11 protein-coding genes are annotated in these 18079 nt (G+C 44.6%); 5 read left to right on the forward strand and 6 right to left on the reverse strand.

Annotation, left to right across the window (positions count from 1 at the left end; translation table 11 throughout):
- Positions 1-169: 169 nt before the first annotated feature.
- Complete coding sequence (locus tag H8K32_RS14695) at positions 170-2257, reverse strand: EAL domain-containing protein (RefSeq protein WP_186913298.1); 2088 nt, start codon at positions 2255-2257, stop codon at positions 170-172.
- A gap of 40 nt (positions 2258-2297) precedes the next feature.
- Positions 2298-2645: a hypothetical protein gene (locus H8K32_RS14700; protein ID WP_186913299.1), complete on the reverse strand. Its 348-nt coding sequence runs from the start codon at positions 2643-2645 to the stop codon at positions 2298-2300.
- Between the two features lie 422 nt (positions 2646-3067).
- Between H8K32_RS14700 and H8K32_RS14705 the strand changes: the two genes are divergently transcribed.
- On the forward strand, positions 3068-3796 hold the full coding sequence (locus H8K32_RS14705; RefSeq protein ID WP_186913300.1) for a Crp/Fnr family transcriptional regulator: 729 nt from the start codon (positions 3068-3070) through the stop codon (positions 3794-3796).
- 259 nt (positions 3797-4055) lie between these two features.
- Positions 4056-4835: a Crp/Fnr family transcriptional regulator gene (locus tag H8K32_RS14710; RefSeq protein ID WP_186913301.1), complete on the forward strand. Its 780-nt coding sequence runs from the start codon at positions 4056-4058 to the stop codon at positions 4833-4835.
- A gap of 83 nt (positions 4836-4918) precedes the next feature.
- Here the strand turns inward: H8K32_RS14710 and H8K32_RS14715 are convergent, their stop codons facing one another.
- Positions 4919-5770: a Crp/Fnr family transcriptional regulator gene (locus H8K32_RS14715; RefSeq protein WP_343068024.1), complete on the reverse strand. Its 852-nt coding sequence runs from the start codon at positions 5768-5770 to the stop codon at positions 4919-4921.
- A gap of 335 nt (positions 5771-6105) precedes the next feature.
- Here H8K32_RS14715 and H8K32_RS14720 point away from each other — a divergent pair, with 335 nt between their 5' ends.
- Together H8K32_RS14720 and H8K32_RS14725 are read left to right on the forward strand one after the other, a co-directional pair.
- Positions 6106-6252 carry a lmo0937 family membrane protein gene (locus tag H8K32_RS14720; protein ID WP_186913303.1) on the forward strand — a complete coding sequence of 49 codons (147 nt, stop codon included), beginning with the start codon at positions 6106-6108 and terminating at the stop codon, positions 6250-6252.
- A 363-nt stretch (positions 6253-6615) separates the two neighbouring features.
- Positions 6616-7335, forward strand: coding sequence for a Crp/Fnr family transcriptional regulator (locus H8K32_RS14725; RefSeq protein ID WP_246447379.1), 720 nt, complete (start codon positions 6616-6618; stop codon positions 7333-7335).
- A gap of 31 nt (positions 7336-7366) precedes the next feature.
- Here H8K32_RS14725 and H8K32_RS14730 read toward each other — a convergent pair whose 3' ends face one another.
- From H8K32_RS14730 to H8K32_RS14740, 3 genes are all read right to left on the reverse strand, one after another.
- Positions 7367-7591 carry a hypothetical protein gene (locus H8K32_RS14730; RefSeq protein WP_186913304.1) on the reverse strand — a complete coding sequence of 75 codons (225 nt, stop codon included), beginning with the start codon at positions 7589-7591 and terminating at the stop codon, positions 7367-7369.
- A gap of 82 nt (positions 7592-7673) precedes the next feature.
- Positions 7674-8543 (reverse strand): OmpA family protein, encoded by an 870-nt coding sequence (locus H8K32_RS14735; protein WP_186913305.1) that lies wholly within the window; start codon positions 8541-8543, stop codon positions 7674-7676.
- A gap of 41 nt (positions 8544-8584) precedes the next feature.
- Positions 8585-8986: a DUF4398 domain-containing protein gene (locus H8K32_RS14740; protein ID WP_186913306.1), complete on the reverse strand. Its 402-nt coding sequence runs from the start codon at positions 8984-8986 to the stop codon at positions 8585-8587.
- Between the two features lie 266 nt (positions 8987-9252).
- Here H8K32_RS14740 and H8K32_RS14745 point away from each other — a divergent pair, with 266 nt between their 5' ends.
- Positions 9253-18036 (forward strand): glycoside hydrolase family 94 protein, encoded by an 8784-nt coding sequence (locus tag H8K32_RS14745; RefSeq protein ID WP_246447381.1) that lies wholly within the window; start codon positions 9253-9255, stop codon positions 18034-18036.
- Positions 18037-18079: the final 43 nt, after the last annotated feature.

An 18079-nucleotide genomic window follows, 5' to 3' on the forward strand; every position in this document is an offset into this window, starting at 1 on the left:
AAGTTCAAAAACAAATGTCATTTTTTAATCCCAATAAAAATTAATGCTGGCTTGGATTAATTTCTAAGAGTGGAATTCAGGCTAGCAGATTTGCTTGATTTTTCTGTACGCCAAAGAACATTCGCGGCAAATGATGAATAACAAAGGTCAAAAAAAGACGCTCCAATACTTAAACTACAGACCGATTTTTCTCAACGAAGAAAGAAAATTTATTGGCTTCCATCGGCGAAGCAATGACATAACCCTGCCCTTCTTCACAACGTATCTTTTTTAAAAAATTCATTTGTGTCGTATCTTCTACACCTTCAGCAACGACAAGATAATTAAGGCTATTTCCCATAGCGACTATGGCACTGACAATGGCGCAATCTTCGTTTAATGCCCCAATATCACGGACAAAGGATTGGTCAATTTTTAGCACATCGATCGGAAATTTTTTCAAGTAACTTAAGCTTGAATAACCGGTACCGAAATCGTCCACAGCAATTTTCACGCCCATTTTCTTTAGTTCTCGTAAGATATCTGTGCTGAGATCAACATCTTGCATCAACACGCTTTCAGTAATTTCTAACTGCAGGTATTTACCATCTAATTTGCAATCTGCCAGTATGTCTGCGACCGACGTAGCAAAATCAAGTCGACGAAACTCTAACGCTGAGATATTGACGGCGATATTGAGAATCAGAATGCCATTTTCTATCCACGATTTCATCTGTAAACATGCCTCACGCAATACCCATCGACCTATTTCAACAATCAAACCTGAATCTTCCGCAATACCGATGAATCGTGCTGGCTTAACATTGCCCCACAATGGATGCGGCCATCGTAATAAAGCTTCGGCACCGGTAATTACACCACTTCTCAAATTTATTTTTGGTTGGTAATGCAAAACAAATTCTTTTCTGTCGATCGCTTGCCTGAGATTGGATTCAATCAATTGCCGCTCAACCGCACGCTCATTCATTTCTTTTTTGAAAAATTGGAAGTTATTTCTCCCGCGTTCTTTCGCTTGGTACATCGCCGTGTCAGCATTTTTGATCAGTGTTTCCGCATTTTCACCATCATTGGGATAAATACTAATCCCAATACTGGTTGTCACATGAAGAACATGTTCCCCGACATTCTGCGAGTTGGATAAAACGCGCAGAATTTTGTTCGCGGTCAGTGCGGCGTTTTCACCAGATTGGTCTTCATTTATCAGGATAATGAATTCATCCCCGCCTTGCCGACTCACGGTATCTGAATGACGGACACAACTACATAACTTTTCAGTTACCGACTGTAATAGCAGATCCCCGACCCCATGTCCCAGCGAATCGTTAATGTGCTTAAAATTATCCAGATCCAAAAATAGAATAGCGAGTTGCGTATGTCTGCGGTTAGCGAGGTTAATGGCCTGGGAAATTCTATCGTTTAAAAGTATGCGATTAGGGAGATTGGTTAAAAAATCGTGCTTAGCGAAATAGGCCAGCTTCGCCGACATCGCCTGCGTTGCAGTGATGTCATGAAACACCATCACGGCACCGACTAAAGACCCGCTAGAGTCATGCACGGGCGCGGTTGAATCTTCAATATTGAGCTCGCTTCCGTCAGGACGAACCAACACAGCTCCTGGTTTCAGAGTACTGGGATGGTCATTTTCGAGTACAACATCAACAGGATTACGGGTACTCTTCCGTGTCTCTGCATTGATAATCGGCATAACATCGGCAATCGCACGCCCCTTAGCGTGTTGCCTTGTCCACTGTGTTAATTGTTCTGCAGCGACATTCAAATAGTCAATGTTCCCGGCCAAATCGGTTCCTACTACCGCATCACCAATAGAGTTAAGAATGATTTCTGCACGTGTTTTTTCAATAAAGCTCATCGTTTGCTTTAACTGATGTTGAAGCACATTTCTCACGGTCTGCGCAACCAGATAATTAGGGGAATGCGACTTCGCTAAGTATCCCGCGATTCCGGTTGAGTCTGATTTATCAATCGATAAATTAGCGGCTTCATCAACTAATATCAATATCGGTGTAAAAGGGACGATTCTGCTCAAACGGTGAAAACTATTCATTCCCTGGCTGTCGGGCAAAGATAAATCCAATAAAATAGCGTCTACTTTATGTGAGGTCAGGTAGCTTATTGCTTCAGAGAGTTTGATCGCACTTTCTATGTCGTACTGATCAGCCGCCTCATTGCGTAATGCATAGTCAAGCTGCTTAATATCTGCAGCGTTATTGGAAACGATCAAGACTGAATTGGTCATGAGATGAAAATATGTTCCGTATTGAGACTAAGCTTCAACATTATTTACGCTCTTTTTTACAGAACTGTTCAACACCACAGGTGTTAAGCATACCAACCAAGCCAGCAACCGCCAACGCTTGCCACGGAGATTCTGAGGATATTTTCTCTCCAATATCCTGCACGGTTTCGTTTATTACTACCCTTGAAGGGGCTGGCGCGATGCGATTCATTATTTGCTCCAGACACTCTACTTTTTGCACCAATTCATTTCGTAATATTCTCATCTGAGGATTTGACTCCCCTTCCAATTTTTCTACAATATGCTCGACCTCGTGCATCAATATACGAACCTCAAATACCAAAGTAGTGAGATGCCAGGTCAGATCGTTTTCGGGAAGTGAATTCATGATGATTTTCGGTAGATGAACTGCAGCAGAATTTACGGTAGACGATTGTCGGCGTCAGTACGATATCGCACAGTCATTTAATCATCGGGATTGCTATCGGCACTGATCACGGCAAATCTGCCAACAGGGGGCGCTATTTATTTCAAAACTAGAATTAATTGAAAAATTTTGCGTCTGCTTAACTTGTTTTTAATCATGTGTGTGACAGCGCGCATAGTATTTTTACCCGCTGTGATAGCCTTGGGATAAAGTTTTTATCATTGGGTCAGCTACCATTTGCTGATCCTATTGGATCTATTTGATGCACGATATTTTCTCTTATTTGTTGATTCGTCGGAATGCCTGTTTTTCCCGACAAAATCACTTGTTTCATGCGTCGATTTACATCGACGTTCAAGTTTTGACACCAAGGTTAATTAATTATGTCCACGCCTATCAGTCCGATGCAAAATCGTCTCCTGGCAAGCTTAGTGTTGGTTGAATTCGAGCGACTAAAGCCTAATTTAGAGGTGGTAAATTTGGCGGTTGGCGATATCATTTATGAATCTGGCGCTCGTCAGGAATTTGTCTATTTTCCTACGACAGCGGTCATTAGCTTGTTGTATATGATGGAAGATGGCGAACTCGCTGAAATTGCATCGATTGGTAGCGAGGGTATAGTTGGCATTTCCTGGTTTCTGGGCGGGCATAGCGCGATCAATTCTGCGACCGTGCAACGCGCCGGCGATGCATATCGGCTACGTGGTCGCTATCTCAAAGAAGAGTTCGATCGGGCTGGATCGTTTTTGCGCTTACTGTTGCGATATACTCAGGCACTGATTACACAAATGACGCAAATTGCGCTTTGTCACCGCTATCACAATGTGGAGCAACAATTGTGTCGCTGGTTATTGCAAAATATGGATCGTTCATCGTCCAACAGCATGAAGATGACGCAACAGTTGATCGCTAATAGCCTGGGCTTTCGACGTGAACGCATCACTGAAGTTGCGAGCAAACTGCAAGATCAACATATAATACGTTATAGTCGCGGCAGTATTGTTATCCTGGACCGCGCAGGTCTTGAAAAAAAAGTCTGCGAATGTTACTGGGTCATCAGGCAAGAATTTGATCACATGCTACACCAGCCGCAAGAACATCAAAATGCCTAGCAGGCGCTAAGTCTGGCAAGATTATCGATTATGTGTGCGCTATCGAACATACAAGGCACATAATACTGATACTCTATTGCAATAGAAGCCTTTGGGCATACTACGCAATTTTTTTCGATAGAGTTAAGAAAATACTTACTTTATTGTTAAAAAAATAATGTCTTCACATGAAGAGCGAGTCTGGTCTGAGCGTACCGGAAGACTATTCTTGTTATCTTAATTGAAGGCAATCAGACAAAGCTTACGCTTTTCTTTTTGATTGAATATCTTGAACAGTCCCTTAAAAAATCATCTGTTAGCTGCCATTCCGGCGACGTCGTTAGAAAGACTGATTGCCCATTTAGAATTAGTCGAAATGCCTTTGGGGCAAACACTTTACGAAGCAGATTCGGCTATAGAGCACGTGTTCTTTCCGACGACATCAGTGGTGTCGCTCTTGTACGTGCTTGAAAATGGAACATCCGCTGAAATTGCAATTGTCGGCAATGAAGGCATTATAGGCATTTCTTTATTTATGGGCGGTGAAAGTACATCAAGCCAGGCAATCGTGCAAAGTGCAGGTTTTGGCTACCGCTTAAAAGCTGAATTTCTTAAAGATGAATTTAGCCGCGCAGGTCCATTTCTACGGTTACTCCTGCGTTACACTCAGGCACTGATTACGCAAATGACACAAACGGCGGTATGCAATCGGCACCACAGCCTTGAACAACAGTTTTGTCGTTGGTTACTTTTAAGTCTGGATCGCATTCCCGTCGATGATATCGACATGACGCAAGGTTTGGTCGCCAATATGCTTGGAGTCCGCAAGGATAAAGTGAGTACAGCGACGGGTGAGCTTGAGCGCTTGAACATTATTCATTACCGTAACGGTCGTATTAGTGTACTGAATCGCGCTGAATTGGAAAATCATGTTTGCGAATGTTACGGCGTAGTAAAAAATGAATATCAACGCCTACTCTCGGAAATCAGTGAGAATGCAGCAATTGAAAAAAATACTGTACCAGCGATTGAGATAAACGCAAATAACCATGTTCATTGAATTGTATCGCGAAGGTAAAAACCACTCATCCGCTTAAAGTATCACTGTACCGATGAGTGGGAGGCGAAACTAGCAACTACCATTCAGCTACTAAGTAGTCCAGAACTATTCGACGTGACCGGGCGTGGTGGTGGTGGAAGCTTCGGCGTTACCGGAGGCGAGGCAGGTGTGAATATTGGTGCCAATACGATTGATGACGTTTGACGCATACCTTGTCGATGCAAGTCATCACACATGAGTCGGGCAAACTCTTTTTTGACAACAGCATGACACTCGCAAACAAGTCCTTGCAAACCAAGCGGATTGCTTATCGTAATGTGCCCGCGCCGGTAATGAATGTAACCAAGATTCTGTAGATGACCAGCTGCTTCGGTGACCCCTTCGCGTCTGACACCGAGGATGTTGGCGATCGTTTCCTGGGTCACTTTGATTTCTTTCGACACTACACGATCGTTTGTGATCAATAACCATCTGCACAATTGTTGCTCTATGGAATGGTGACGATTGCAGACCGCTGTTTGAGTAGTTTGCGTAATTAAAGCCTGGGTATAGCGCAACAATAATCGCAAGGTAGGACCGGCAAGATAAAATTCTTTGAGCAGTATGTCAGCTTTCAGCTTATAAGCATGTCCTGCTATCTGTACTATTGCTCGGGTTGGCATGGTTTGCCCGCCCTTCAACAACATCGTCCCCAACATTCCCTCGTTTCCGATCCCTGCAACTTCAGAGGAACTGCCATTTTCCATCAAGTTTTGCAATGAAATGGTTAATGAAATCGGAAAATAAACATAACTAAGTTTACCGTCAGACTCATAGAGTACATCCCCTGTTTTCAGACTCACTAACTCCAGATAAGGAGCAAGTCTGTCGTATTCATTGTCAGGTAAAGCGCCCAGTAGATGATTTTGATTCGGGTTATACGCACTATTATTCATGGTGAACATCCTGCTTTCATTCATTAGATTGATGAAGACAAAGCGGCGAAAAAGCATTTAAAACCAGACATCAATACAACGATGCAAATGAAGCTTAATGTTTCGTCAAGTATATCTCTGTGCGGAAACGGACATATGACTAAAAACAAACAAAAAATTACTAAAATAAATCGTACATAAAAAAATCAATGTTTCTATTTGTGCTCTGGCGCACCGACAGGCCAGGTAATTTTTCTGATCATAGGTATTCAGGCGCTATCGATCGTTGCTATGTATTAAGACATAACGACATCAAACAAATTTGCTTCTATTTAAACCATCACTCGGAGAAACTCATGCTCTATACGATTGCTGTCGTCTTAATTATTCTGTGGCTGATTGGGATGGTGAGCGCCTATACCATAGGTGGGTTCATTCACGTACTGTTAGTGATCGCTGTGATTATGATACTGCTGCGACTAATTAGCGGAAGAGGCATTTAAATGCTTTAAATCTATACCTAAAGTAGTAGTCGATCAGTGCAAATTGATTTACAGGGTTCAATGAAGTACATCAGTATACTGATCGAAATAAACTTTACGCTTATGTACAGATTCGATAGTAACAAGCATTTCGCTGTACGCAACGATATTTATGTCACTATGTGCTCTATCGCACATACAAGATGTAACAATTAGAGCAACCTAACAACAAATACCGCATGACGTAGAAGTGCAAGCAATGTCGTTCAGTGTTAGAAATTTCCCCAAAAATTTTATGTGAAATTGGTGTTAATCAATAACTCGTAGTGTGCTGCATTGAACACTTGCCGTAACATCAACATCGCTTTCAGGTAAAGAAACGTTATGAACCCGAGTACGAAACCGCATGAAAACCATTTGTTAGCTTGCATGCCGGAAGATGTACTAGCAAGATTAGTTTCAAAACTCGAATCTTTTGATATGCCACTAGGCAAAGTTCTATATGAATCGGGGGGGGTGCAAAACTACGTCTTCTTCCCGACTACAGCCATTGTCTCTTTGCTTTATGTTCTCGAGGATGGTGGATCGGCCGAGATTGCCGTGGTTGGCAATGAAGGCATCGTTGGTGTGTCTTTGTTTATGGGAGGCGAATCAACACCTAGCCGTGCCGTTGTGCAGAGCGCAGGAGCGGGTTTTCGACTATCTGCCTCCGCCATCAAGGAAGAATTCAACAGAGCCGGACCTGTTCTACATCTTTTACTCCGTTACACGCAGGCACTTATTACGCAAATGTCGCAGACTGCCGTATGCAACCGTCACCATACGCTGGATAAGCAGCTATGCCGTTGGCTGTTACTCAGTCTGGATCGATTGAATGGCGTAGATTTGATCATGACCCAGGAACTCATCGCTAATATGTTAGGTGTGCGGCGTGAAGGTGTAACCGAAGCAGCACTCAAATTACAAAATGCAGGCTTGATTAGCTATACGCGTGGCCATATTAAAATTCTGGATAGAATTGGTCTGGAAAAACGAACGTGCGAATGCTATATGGTTGTAAAGAAAGAATACAATCGCCTGCTTCCTGAAAGAACGGCGACATAATATTTTCCCTGCACTGACCAAAAATAAAAGGCTAAGGTATCACTTCATGTCGATCACACAGAACTTTTTCTACAGGTGTAATACAAATAGCAATCGGATCACTGGCCGGGAAAGTTTCCCATAAAGCTTCATCGAGAGCAGCTTCTTCTGCTTTACTTTCTTGTATCAAGAGATCAGAGTCGAATTGACCTGTTTTCTCCTTTACATCGACTTTTGCTGACGCAGGTAAGGGATGTAACTTGTTTTTTTTATGCATGCGATTCTCCTATACGTAGAGTTATCTGGGCAAATAAAAATCAAACATGGGAGTACCAACGTTACCCCCATATTCGAATGATTTAGCGATTGACAATGTGCCCTGCGTCATCCGAAAGAATAATCTCAACGCGACGGTTCATCTGTCGATTTTCTGCCGTACTGTTATCTAATAATGGAAATTGTTCGCCATAGCCGTGCATTGTAATTCGTGCTCTTTGCACGCCCATCAGTTGCAAAGCGCTGCTGACCGCATTGGCTCTACGTTCCGACAACTGCAAATTGTAGGCTGAACCACCGGTACTATCGGTGTGCCCCTCAATTAATAATGTTTGCTGTTGATGCACTTGCAAAACAGTGGCTAATTTTTGTAGTTCACGCATCCCGTCAGGATTCAAGCGTGCATCATTGGTGCCAAATAAAAGATCCCCCAAGGTAATTACGATGCCGCGATCGGTATTTTTTGCTTTGAGATCTACCAGCTCTACTGATAAAGCCGTGACGTTTTGTTGTGCCGTCTGCGTATTCGCCTGGGCTACCTGCGCTGCATAAACTGCCTGATCTGCCCTATTCTTTTCCTGGTTCGCTTCCTGTGTTCGTTGATCGAGGCGCATCTCATCGCGTTCTTTTCCTGCATTAGCAATCTTATTTTCTGCATTCTTTTGTTTTGCCGCTTCTTTTGCAATGTCTATTTTTTTACCAGCGAGGTAAGCGAGTTTATCTATTTCTTCGCGACTTTCATTATTGCTTGCAGCATTATTTGCTAACACCATTGCATCATCCGCCTGACGCATTTCTATTGGTGCTAACTGGGCAATGCGTGGATTGTTTTGTGCCATCTGGTATTGCTGTCGCGTGTTATCTAATAAACTCGTCGATCTCGGCGCAGTGCTGCAAGCAGTCAACATTGCCACCATCAATAGCGCGCCTGGCGTCATAGAAATTTTATTCATGATGTTTCTCCATTTTTGATTATTGATTTTTTTTGCTGCATTTATTTGTTGTTCACGCGATTTAGCTCTTCGCGTAAAACCCTGATGTCTTCCTGCAAAGCCGTTGCCGCCTGCTGCGCTTTGGTTGAGCTCACTTTGGTTTGAGCAAGTTTGGCATCTGCTTGCGCCTGCGCTGCATAATCAGACGCAGCTTGATAGTCATGTGCGGCCATTGCCGTATTCGCCTGAGCAAGTTTTTCCCGGGCTGAGCGCATTTCTGCCGGCGCATATTCACCACCGCCAACTGCTGCAGCACCATTCACTGCTGAAGTAGAAACAGCAACATCCGCCGTTGCTGGTGTCTGTAGATTGCTGCAAGCGCTGATTGTAAAAATATATGCAAAAAAGCTGCTGGCAAAAATGAGGCGCAACAAATTTGATGCTTGAGGATGTGCGGTAAGCATTGTTTTCTCCGTAAAAGACAATCAGTAAATCTGAAATGACTTTGTATCCTGGACTGGCATATCGTATCTGTACGATGCCGCACCTAGTGCTATCCATCTGCTTTCGATCTACTTTCGATCTGTTCTTCATTCCGAGCCACTATGTACGTCAGCGTACCTACAAGCTTCGGTCATTGCTCTAAGATCAATAAAATGTGTGGTTCCCCCCGCAATCAATACCGTGATATCGAGATTTAACTCATCGTCAAAAGAAAGTAGCGTGCCATTTGAAAACTATCCAACAATACCTTTCCGATGGTTTTTACAGCTTGCGCACTAACTGGCTCATGAAGCGTCTATGGTTCCGTTCGCATCGACAACAAAACACGACGGAATCACCGTTACGGGCTGAACTGTTTAGCGCGCTACAGATGGAACAACATGGAAGAATTCTCGCGATAGGCCATGTACTGAGTCCCACTTTCCATTCAGATCAGCTTCTATCACGTTTATCAAATAACGAAGAAGTTATCGTCACTACCTGTGGTCTGCTGACCGAAGTAATCAAAGATGGTCACCAAGTCACTCCGGCCGCGGCATGGTTACTGGATAATTTTTATCTCATCGAAGACCAGATCAGAACAGCCAAACATCATCTTCCTAAAAATTACAGTAAAGAGCTGCCCTGCCTTTCGACTGGCAATTGCACCGGGAAACCACGGGTGTATGGAATTGCTTTAGAAACGATATCGCATGGCGATGGGCGCATCGACCCTGAAAATTTGCGCCACTTTATTATGGCTTATCAAGTCATCTCCACCTTAAAGCTAGGCGAGTTGTGGGCGATTCCTATCATGCTAAGACTAGCTTTGATAGAAAACCTCCGCCGCGTGGCCGCGCGCCTGGCGACTACGCAAGAAAATCGCAAACTCGCGATTGTCTGGGCGGATGCCATGATTACCACCGCCGAGAAGGATCCCAGCAATCTGATTCTATTGGTGGCTGACATGTCACGCTCACACCCGCCACTGGATAGTTCATTTGTCGCTGAGCTGGTAAGACGTCTGCAAGGTCAGGCGCCAACATTAATTTTGCCCTTGAATTGGTTGTCACAACGTCTTGCTGAAACAGGGCAAACGATAGAAAAATTAGTTCAGCAGGAATCGCAAAAGCAAGCCGCGGATCAAATTTCGATCAGCAATAGCATTGGCAGTTTACGGCTACTTAGCGCGATGGATTGGCGTGAATTTGTTGAAAGTATGAGCGCGGTGGACAAAGTCTTACAACAGGATCCGGCACAAGTTTATCTACATATGGATTTTGCAACGCGTGACCGTTATCGCCATGTTGTAGAAAGCATCGCAAAGCAAAGTGAATTATCTGAAGTCGATGTCGCAAAAGCCGCACTGGATTTAGCCAACAAAGAATTGATTAAACAGGTTCCACATGATCGTCGCTCGCACATTGGCTTTTTTTTGATTGATCAGGGTTTGCCAACACTCGAAGATGTGGCACATGTGAAGCTTAGTTTATGGGAGAAAATTTGCCGCAGTACAAAAAAACATGCTTTTCTCATCTATACAGGCAGCATTGTATTGTTAAGCCTTATCGTCACAACATGCCTTGTGTTGCCGGCGATTGATCTGAAAGATAAATCATATTTGTTGGTCGCATTTTCTATCGTTTGTGTTTTAGTTGCCAGCCAATTTTCTGTCTCCGTTATCAATTGGTTAGCCACTCTGATGGCCGTACCGCATTCGCTGCCACGGATGGATTTTTCAAAGAGAATTCCGCAACAATGTAGTTGTCTGGTGGTAGTGCCTACCATGTTGTTTAGCACCGAAAATATAGATGAATTATGTAATGCCATGGAAGTACGCTTTCTGGCAAACCAGGATTTTCATCTACAGTATGGCTTGCTGACGGATTTTTCGGATGCAGATCTGGAAAAACTCGCTTCAGATGATGCTTTACTGGAACGGGCAACCCACCATATCGAGCAATTAAATATAAAGTATCCGCGTACAGGTGGTTCTTATTTTTTACTCTTTCACCGGCCACGAATCTGGAATCCGCAAGAAAACAAATGGATGTCATTTGAGCGTAAGCGCGGCAAGTTAGCCAGCCTGAATGCATACTTGCGCGATTTGAGCGGCAATGCATTTTCTCTGGTGGTGGGTGACACCAGCGGTTTGGCTAAAATAAAGTACGTGATCACGCTCGATACAGATACCGAATTGCCACGTGACGCCGCCTCCTTATTTGTTGCGACAATGGCGCATATATTAAACAAGCCTAAATACGACGATCATCTTTGTCGGGTGACAGAGGGATATGGAATTTTACAACCCCGTATCACCGTAGGCATCCCCTCCTTGCATGCATCGAGGTATGAATTATTGTATGGCGGGGATGTGGGAATTGATCCCTACACCAGAACGGTGTCAGACGTGTATCAAGATATATTCAATGAAGGATCCTTCATCGGCAAAGGTATCTATGACGTTGATGTTTTTGAGCAGGCACTTGCGAACCGAATGCCAGAAAATCGGATTTTAAGCCATGATCTTTTAGAAGGTTGCTATGCGCGCGCGGGCCTGCTTAGTGATATTCCATTGATCGAAGCCTATCCTGCTAGCTATCTTACTGATATGCGTCGCCGCCACCGTTGGGTGCGTGGTGACTGGCAAATAGCTTCGTGGATGTTGAAAAATGTCCCAGGCTCTTTGACAGAAAATTCCGATGCAAAAAAGACGTGCCAAAATCCACTTTCGTATCTCTCTCGCTGGAAATTATTTGACAATTTACGGCGTAGTGTCACGCCTCTGGCTCAGATCTTGTTTTTGCTCGTTGGATGGCTATTACTCTCATCACAGATCAGCCCCAGATTTTGGTCCTGGGCGCTGGTAATTTTATTGGCGTTTCCATCGATCTCCTCCTTTATATTAAATTTATTCAAGAAACCGACAGATATTCTGCTATATCAGCATCTCGTCGCCTTAATTAAAAATACGAAGCTACAGCTGACGTATGCGTTTCTACACCTCTGTTTTTTGCCTTATGAGGCATGGGTAAATACCGATGCCATCCTGCGTACACAATGGCGTGTTTTATATTCGCATCAACACTTACTCGAATGGAACCCGTCTCACCTGGATATGCTATCAGGCAAGAATAGCTTTCTTTACGCCTTAAAAAAGATGTGGATTGGTCCGATGTTAGCGGGTGTGCTATTTATCGTCCTCACATCAGACATGAACAGTAGCGTCTCCGCATGCGCCCCCTTTATCCTTTGTTGGCTATTTTCACCTCTCCTTGCTTACTGGATCAGCTTACCCAAAATACGCGAGATTCAACAGCTTACTGCGACACAAAATACGTTTCTGCATCTGCTATCCAGAAAAACCTGGCGCTTCTTCGAGACATATGTGGGTTCGCAAGATCATTGGCTGCCACCAGATAACGTGCAATTGGATCCAGTTGCAGTTGTCGCGCATCGTACATCTCCTACCAATATTGGTTTGTCTTTATTGGCAAATGTCGTTGCTTTCGAATTTTCTTATATCTGTGCAGGACAACTTCTTACACGTACCAATAATACGTTTCAAAGCATGAAAGTATTAGACAGATATAAAGGCCATTTTTATAATTGGTACGACACCCTCACGCTGACTCCTTTACAACCGATGTACGTGTCAACGGTGGATAGCGGAAATTTATCTGGGCATCTGCTTACGTTACGCCCTGCATTGATAGACTTAATTGAGCAACCGATTCTTCATCCTCGCTTATATCAAGGGCTCTACGATACGTTTGAAGCACTGACAGAGGCGTTGAATGGGATTCTCTCCCCTGTGATTTCGGTCATAAACGACAAGCTGATGCAACTTTTACAAACGCGCCCGCTATGTTTGCATACCACTTACTGCGATCTCAACAATTTAATTTCTCTGATTGAAGAATCCAGAACCAGCTCACTAGGGCAGCCGGTCAATCCTGATGTTTCAATCTGGAGTACTGCCTTACTAAGCCAATGTCAAAGTCAGGTCGGCGAAATACTTTATCTGGCACCATGGATCAGCGATGCACAAATTCCAGTTTGCTTTGAACACTTTCCGCAATTAAAGGGAATACCTAGCTTAAAGCAATTGGCGAATTTAAGTTGCGTCCATCATCAGACAATGGCAGATAGTCTGGCGGTACATCAGTATGATCAGGATGAGGAAAAAAATAGCTCGTGGACTGCATTAATCATTGAAGCGCAACACCGGGCCGAATTGCGTATCGCTGAAATACATCGTTTAGCCGACATGGCGACCACTTTTTCTGAGGTGCAATACGATTTTTTATACGACACGACCACCCATTTATTGTCGATAGGTTACAACATCAATGAACGACGCTGCGATGTCAGTCGTTATGATTTACTGGCTTCGGAAGCGAGGTTGGCGTGTTTTATTGGTATCGCTCAAGGTCAGCTTCCACAAGAAAGTTGGTTTGCGTTGGGGCGTCAACTCACGATCGCCGGTAGTGAACCTATCTTGCTATCGTGGAGTGGCTCAATGTTTGAATATTTGATGCCGCTGCTGATTATGCCTACGTTTGAGCATACGCTACTGGAACAAACCTACCATGCAGCTGTAAAACGACAAATTGAGTATGGCTTCCAGCGCGGCGTACCGTGGGGGATTTCTGAATCTGGTTACAACGCTTTTGATACTAATCTAAACTACCAATATCGCGCGTTTGGCGTACCTGGCCTCGGGTTTAAACGCGGTCTGGGTGATGACCTGGTCATTGCGCCTTATGCTTCTATGATGGCGTTGATGGTTGAACCTGAAGCTGCATGCGAGAACCTGATGCAAATGGCAGCGGTTGGATTTTGTGGCGCTTTTGGCTTTTTTGAGGCGATAGATTACACGCCATCACGCTTGCCCCGTGGTCAGGATCACACCTTGATCCATTCGTTTATGTCACACCATCAAGGTATGGGCTTATTGTCCTTAGCGTATCTATTATTAGACCAACCTCTGCAAGCACTGTTTGAGTCCGATCCCTTACTCAAAGCAACCATACCTTTACTCTATGAGCGCGTGCCTAAAGTAACCGCGAAGTATGCCAACACCACAGAATTGGCTGATATCCGCAGTAGCACCAACGAAGAGACCACCCCACTACGGGTTATTTCACAAGCGAATTCTAAAACACCAGAAGTGCAACTGCTCTCCAATGGACATTATCATGTCATGGTGACCAGCGCCGGAGGTAGTTACAGTCGTTGGAATAATATGGCTGTGACTCGCTGGAAGGAAGATAGCACCTGTGATGACTGGGGCAGCTTTTGTTACGTGCGTGACGTTGAAACAGGACGTTTCTGGTCTACCGCTTTTCAGCCAAGCCTGGTCAATTCCCCTCAATATGAAGTTGTATTTTCTGAAGGTCGGGCTGAATTTCGCCGGCGCGATAATAATATCGACTTACATACTGAAATTGTCGTCTCACCAGAAGACGATATTGAATTGCGTCGTACCCGTATCATTAACCGTTCAGGGCGGCGACGGACGATAGAATTCACTAGCTATGCAGAAGTCGTATTGGCCTTGCCTGCTGCCGATAATTCGCATCCGGCTTTTAGTAAATTATTTGTCCAAACCGAAATACTGCCTGAACAAGCGGCTATTTTATGCGTACGCCGTCCCCGCTCCAGCACCGAGCAAGTGCCAACGATGTTTCATTTAATGGCGCTACATGGTGTAAATGCCGATGAAGTTTCTTACGAAACTGACCGGCTGCAATTCATTGGCCGTAACAATACTTGCACCTACCCCAATGCCATGAAGCATTCTGGCCCCTTGTCGAATAGTGCCGGTTCAGTGCTTGATCCCATTGTCGCCATTCGCTATCAACTTACCTTAAACCCAGAACAAACTGCGACCATCGATATCGTCACTGGCATCGCAGAAACACGCGAGACGTGTCTGGCACTCATAGAAAAATATCAGGACCAACATTTGGCTGAACGCGTGGTCGACTTGTCTTGGACTCACAGTCAGGTTGTACTCCGTCAATTAAATATCAGTGAAAAAGACGCGCAACTCTATGCGCGACTGGCGAATTCTGTGATCTACGTTAATCCTCTGCTGCGTGCCAGCGAAGATATTCTGATGCAGAACCATCGAGGTCAATCTGCGCTCTGGAGCTACGCTATTTCAGGTGACGTGCCGATTGTCTTATTGCAAATTAGCAGTCAGGAACATATAGAACTGGCGCGCCAACTGATACAAGCCCACGCCTATTGGCAATCAAGAGGTTTAGCGGTCGATCTGGTCATTTGGAACGAAGATCACGCCAATTATAGACAAGTTCTTCAAGATCAGATTCTGGGGCTAATTTCATCGGTGATCGGAACGCACGCCTTAGAGAAACCGGGCGGCATTTTTGTGCGCTCTATCGATCAAATTTCAAATGAAGACAGAATCTTATTTCAATCGGTGGCACGTATCATTTTGAATGATCATCGCGGTTCGCTTTTAGAGCAATTAAATCGCCGTGACCTGGCGGATATCCGTCCTGGAAATCTTATTCCAATCAAAAAGAAGCAAATTTATTTACCATCAATTTCAGAGGTACCCGCAGAAAAGGAGCCGTCACGTCAATTTGAAAATGGTATTGGTGGTTTCTCGGACGATGGCCAAGAATACCTGATCACAAATAGTCATAGCTTGTCTACCCCTGCACCTTGGGTCAATGTATTGGCGAATCCTATGTTCGGGAGCATCATTTCCAACAGTGGTCAGTCATACACCTGGTCAGAAAATGCACATGAATTCCGGCTGACACCGTGGAACAATGATCCGGTGACCGATATGGGTGGGGAAGTATTTTATTTACGCGATGAAGAAACCGGCAAATTCTGGTCGCCGACCGCTCTTCCCCACTGCGGCAATGGCGAATATTACGTACGGCATGGTTTTGGATACAGTGTTTTTACGCATACAGAAGAAGCGATTCATACTGAATTGACCATTTATGTCGCCTTGAACGCACCGATCAAGTACGTGGTGTTCAAAATTATCAACGAATCACAATTGCATAGACAACTTTCCGTCACAGGCTATGTTGAATGGGTATTGGCAGATTTATCAAATAAATCGGCAATGCATATCGTCACAGAAATGAATGCCAGCCACAACGGCATTTGCGCTCGCAATTCTTACAATACAGATTTCCCTGGACGAGTAGCCTTCTTTAGCGTCAACAGCAGCAATTGCTCTGTTACCGGTAATCGCGCTGAATTTATCGGACGTAATGGCAATTTATATGATCCGGCGGCAATGAGTAAGGGCTATCTATCTGGCAAGGTGGGTGCAGCTTACGATCCTTGTGCTGCGCTACAGATTGCTTTTGATTTAAATCCCGGTCAACAAAAGGAATTGATTTTCGTTTTAGGGGCAACGGATCAATCATCAAGTTCGCCCGAAACGTTAATGCGGCATTATCTGAACGCCGATGCGGCGGCACGCTCGTTAGCTGAAGTCAGAGAATACTGGAAAAAAACCTTAGGTATTATCAAAGTGACGACACCAGATGTTGCCCTCAACGTGTTGGCAAATGGCTGGTTACTTTATCAAACGATAGCTTGCCGCTTATGGGCACGAAGTGGCTACTATCAATCTGGCGGCGCATTTGGCTTCAGAGATCAATTGCAGGACACTATGGCGCTGGCGCATACAGCACATCAATTAGCCAGAGAACAGATCTTGTTATGCGCCGCCCATCAGTTCATTGAGGGCGATGTGCAGCACTGGTGGCATCCACCAACACAAAGAGGCGTGCGTACACATTGTTCTGACGATTATTTATGGTTACCTTTAGCAGTTTCCCGCTACGTCAACAACAGTGGCGACACCGGCATTTTAGACGTCAAAATTCCATTTATTGAAGGTCGTGCGCTCAGCTCCGACGAGGATTCTTACTATGATCAGCCGTCCCGTTCACAGCAAACAGCAACCTTATACATGCACTGCGTACAAGCCATAGAGCATGGCTTACGCTTTGGGTCACACGGATTACCTTTAATGGGCTCGTGTGACTGGAACGACGGTATGGATAAAGTTGGTAATGAAGGTAAAGGCGAAAGTGTCTGGCTCGCCTTTTTTCTGCATGAAGTCTTAATGCAATTTTCTACGCTGGCACTACAGAAAGAAGACGACGTCTACGCCAAGCATTGCGAGGATCAGGCGAAACGAATTGCAGGGTTAATTGATAAGGCGGCGTGGGATGGAGCTTGGTATAAGCGCGCTTACTTTGATGATGGAAGTGCTTTAGGTTCAACAAAAAATGCTGAATGCCAGATCGATTCGATCTCTCAGAGTTGGTCCGTTTTGACCTCAACAGGTGATCCGGCGCATAGAAAGCAAGCAATGGAATCTCTGTATCAACGACTCGTCAACAAAGAAAAAGGGATTATTCAACTACTAGATCCACCATTTGATCAGTCCGGACAAAATCCTGGCTATATCCGAGGTTACGTGCCTGGGGTACGTGAAAATGGGGGGCAATATACGCATGCCGCAATTTGGGCGGGAATGGCATTTGCCAAACTAGGTGAAGTCGATCACGCTTGGGAGGCGTTTGACATTATCAACCCGATCAACCATGGCAATACACCTACCGCAATCCAAGTCTACAAAGTGGAACCCTATGTGATTGCCGCCGATGTCTATGGCGTTGCACCCCACATAGGACGCGGTGGATGGACCTGGTATACAGGTTCTGCGGGATGGATGTACACGTTTATGATGGAATCATTGCTCGGCATCCATCGCCGCAATACGGAACTACACATTTCACCGTGCTTACGCCTGAGTTGGAACGGCTATCAACTCGATTATCGCTATTGCGACACTGACTACCACATTGACGTCACAGTTCACGACGATCCGGAGCAAATCTCCAAATTGTATTTCGATGGGATATTGTCTGAAAAATTACATATTGATCTGGTTGACGACAAGCAACCACATCAACTACGTTTAGAATTTCTTCGGACTCCAGTGGGAGCGAATTAGGTTTCGGCAAACTGCGAATGCAGTGCCGGTTGCATTCACCTTA

This window comes from Cognatundibacterium jejuense (assembly GCF_014284255.1).
GTDB lineage: Bacteria > Pseudomonadota > Gammaproteobacteria > Burkholderiales > Burkholderiaceae_D > Undibacterium > Undibacterium jejuense.

Excerpts from the sequence above, each read along its gene's own strand:
- H8K32_RS14695 (WP_186913298.1), bottom strand. The coding sequence starts at position 2,257 with ATGACCAATTCAGTCTTGATCGTTTCCAATAACGCTGCAGATATTAAG.
- H8K32_RS14700 (WP_186913299.1), bottom strand. The coding sequence starts at position 2,645 with ATGAATTCACTTCCCGAAAACGATCTGACCTGGCATCTCACTACTTTG.
- H8K32_RS14705 (WP_186913300.1), top strand. The coding sequence starts at position 3,068 with ATGTCCACGCCTATCAGTCCGATGCAAAATCGTCTCCTGGCAAGCTTA.
- H8K32_RS14715 (WP_343068024.1), bottom strand. The coding sequence starts at position 5,770 with ATGAATAATAGTGCGTATAACCCGAATCAAAATCATCTACTGGGCGCT.
- H8K32_RS14720 (WP_186913303.1), top strand. The coding sequence starts at position 6,106 with ATGCTCTATACGATTGCTGTCGTCTTAATTATTCTGTGGCTGATTGGG.
- H8K32_RS14725 (WP_246447379.1), top strand. The coding sequence starts at position 6,616 with ATGAACCCGAGTACGAAACCGCATGAAAACCATTTGTTAGCTTGCATG.
- H8K32_RS14730 (WP_186913304.1), bottom strand. The coding sequence starts at position 7,591 with ATGCATAAAAAAAACAAGTTACATCCCTTACCTGCGTCAGCAAAAGTC.
- H8K32_RS14735 (WP_186913305.1), bottom strand. The coding sequence starts at position 8,543 with ATGAATAAAATTTCTATGACGCCAGGCGCGCTATTGATGGTGGCAATG.
- H8K32_RS14740 (WP_186913306.1), bottom strand. The coding sequence starts at position 8,986 with ATGCTTACCGCACATCCTCAAGCATCAAATTTGTTGCGCCTCATTTTT.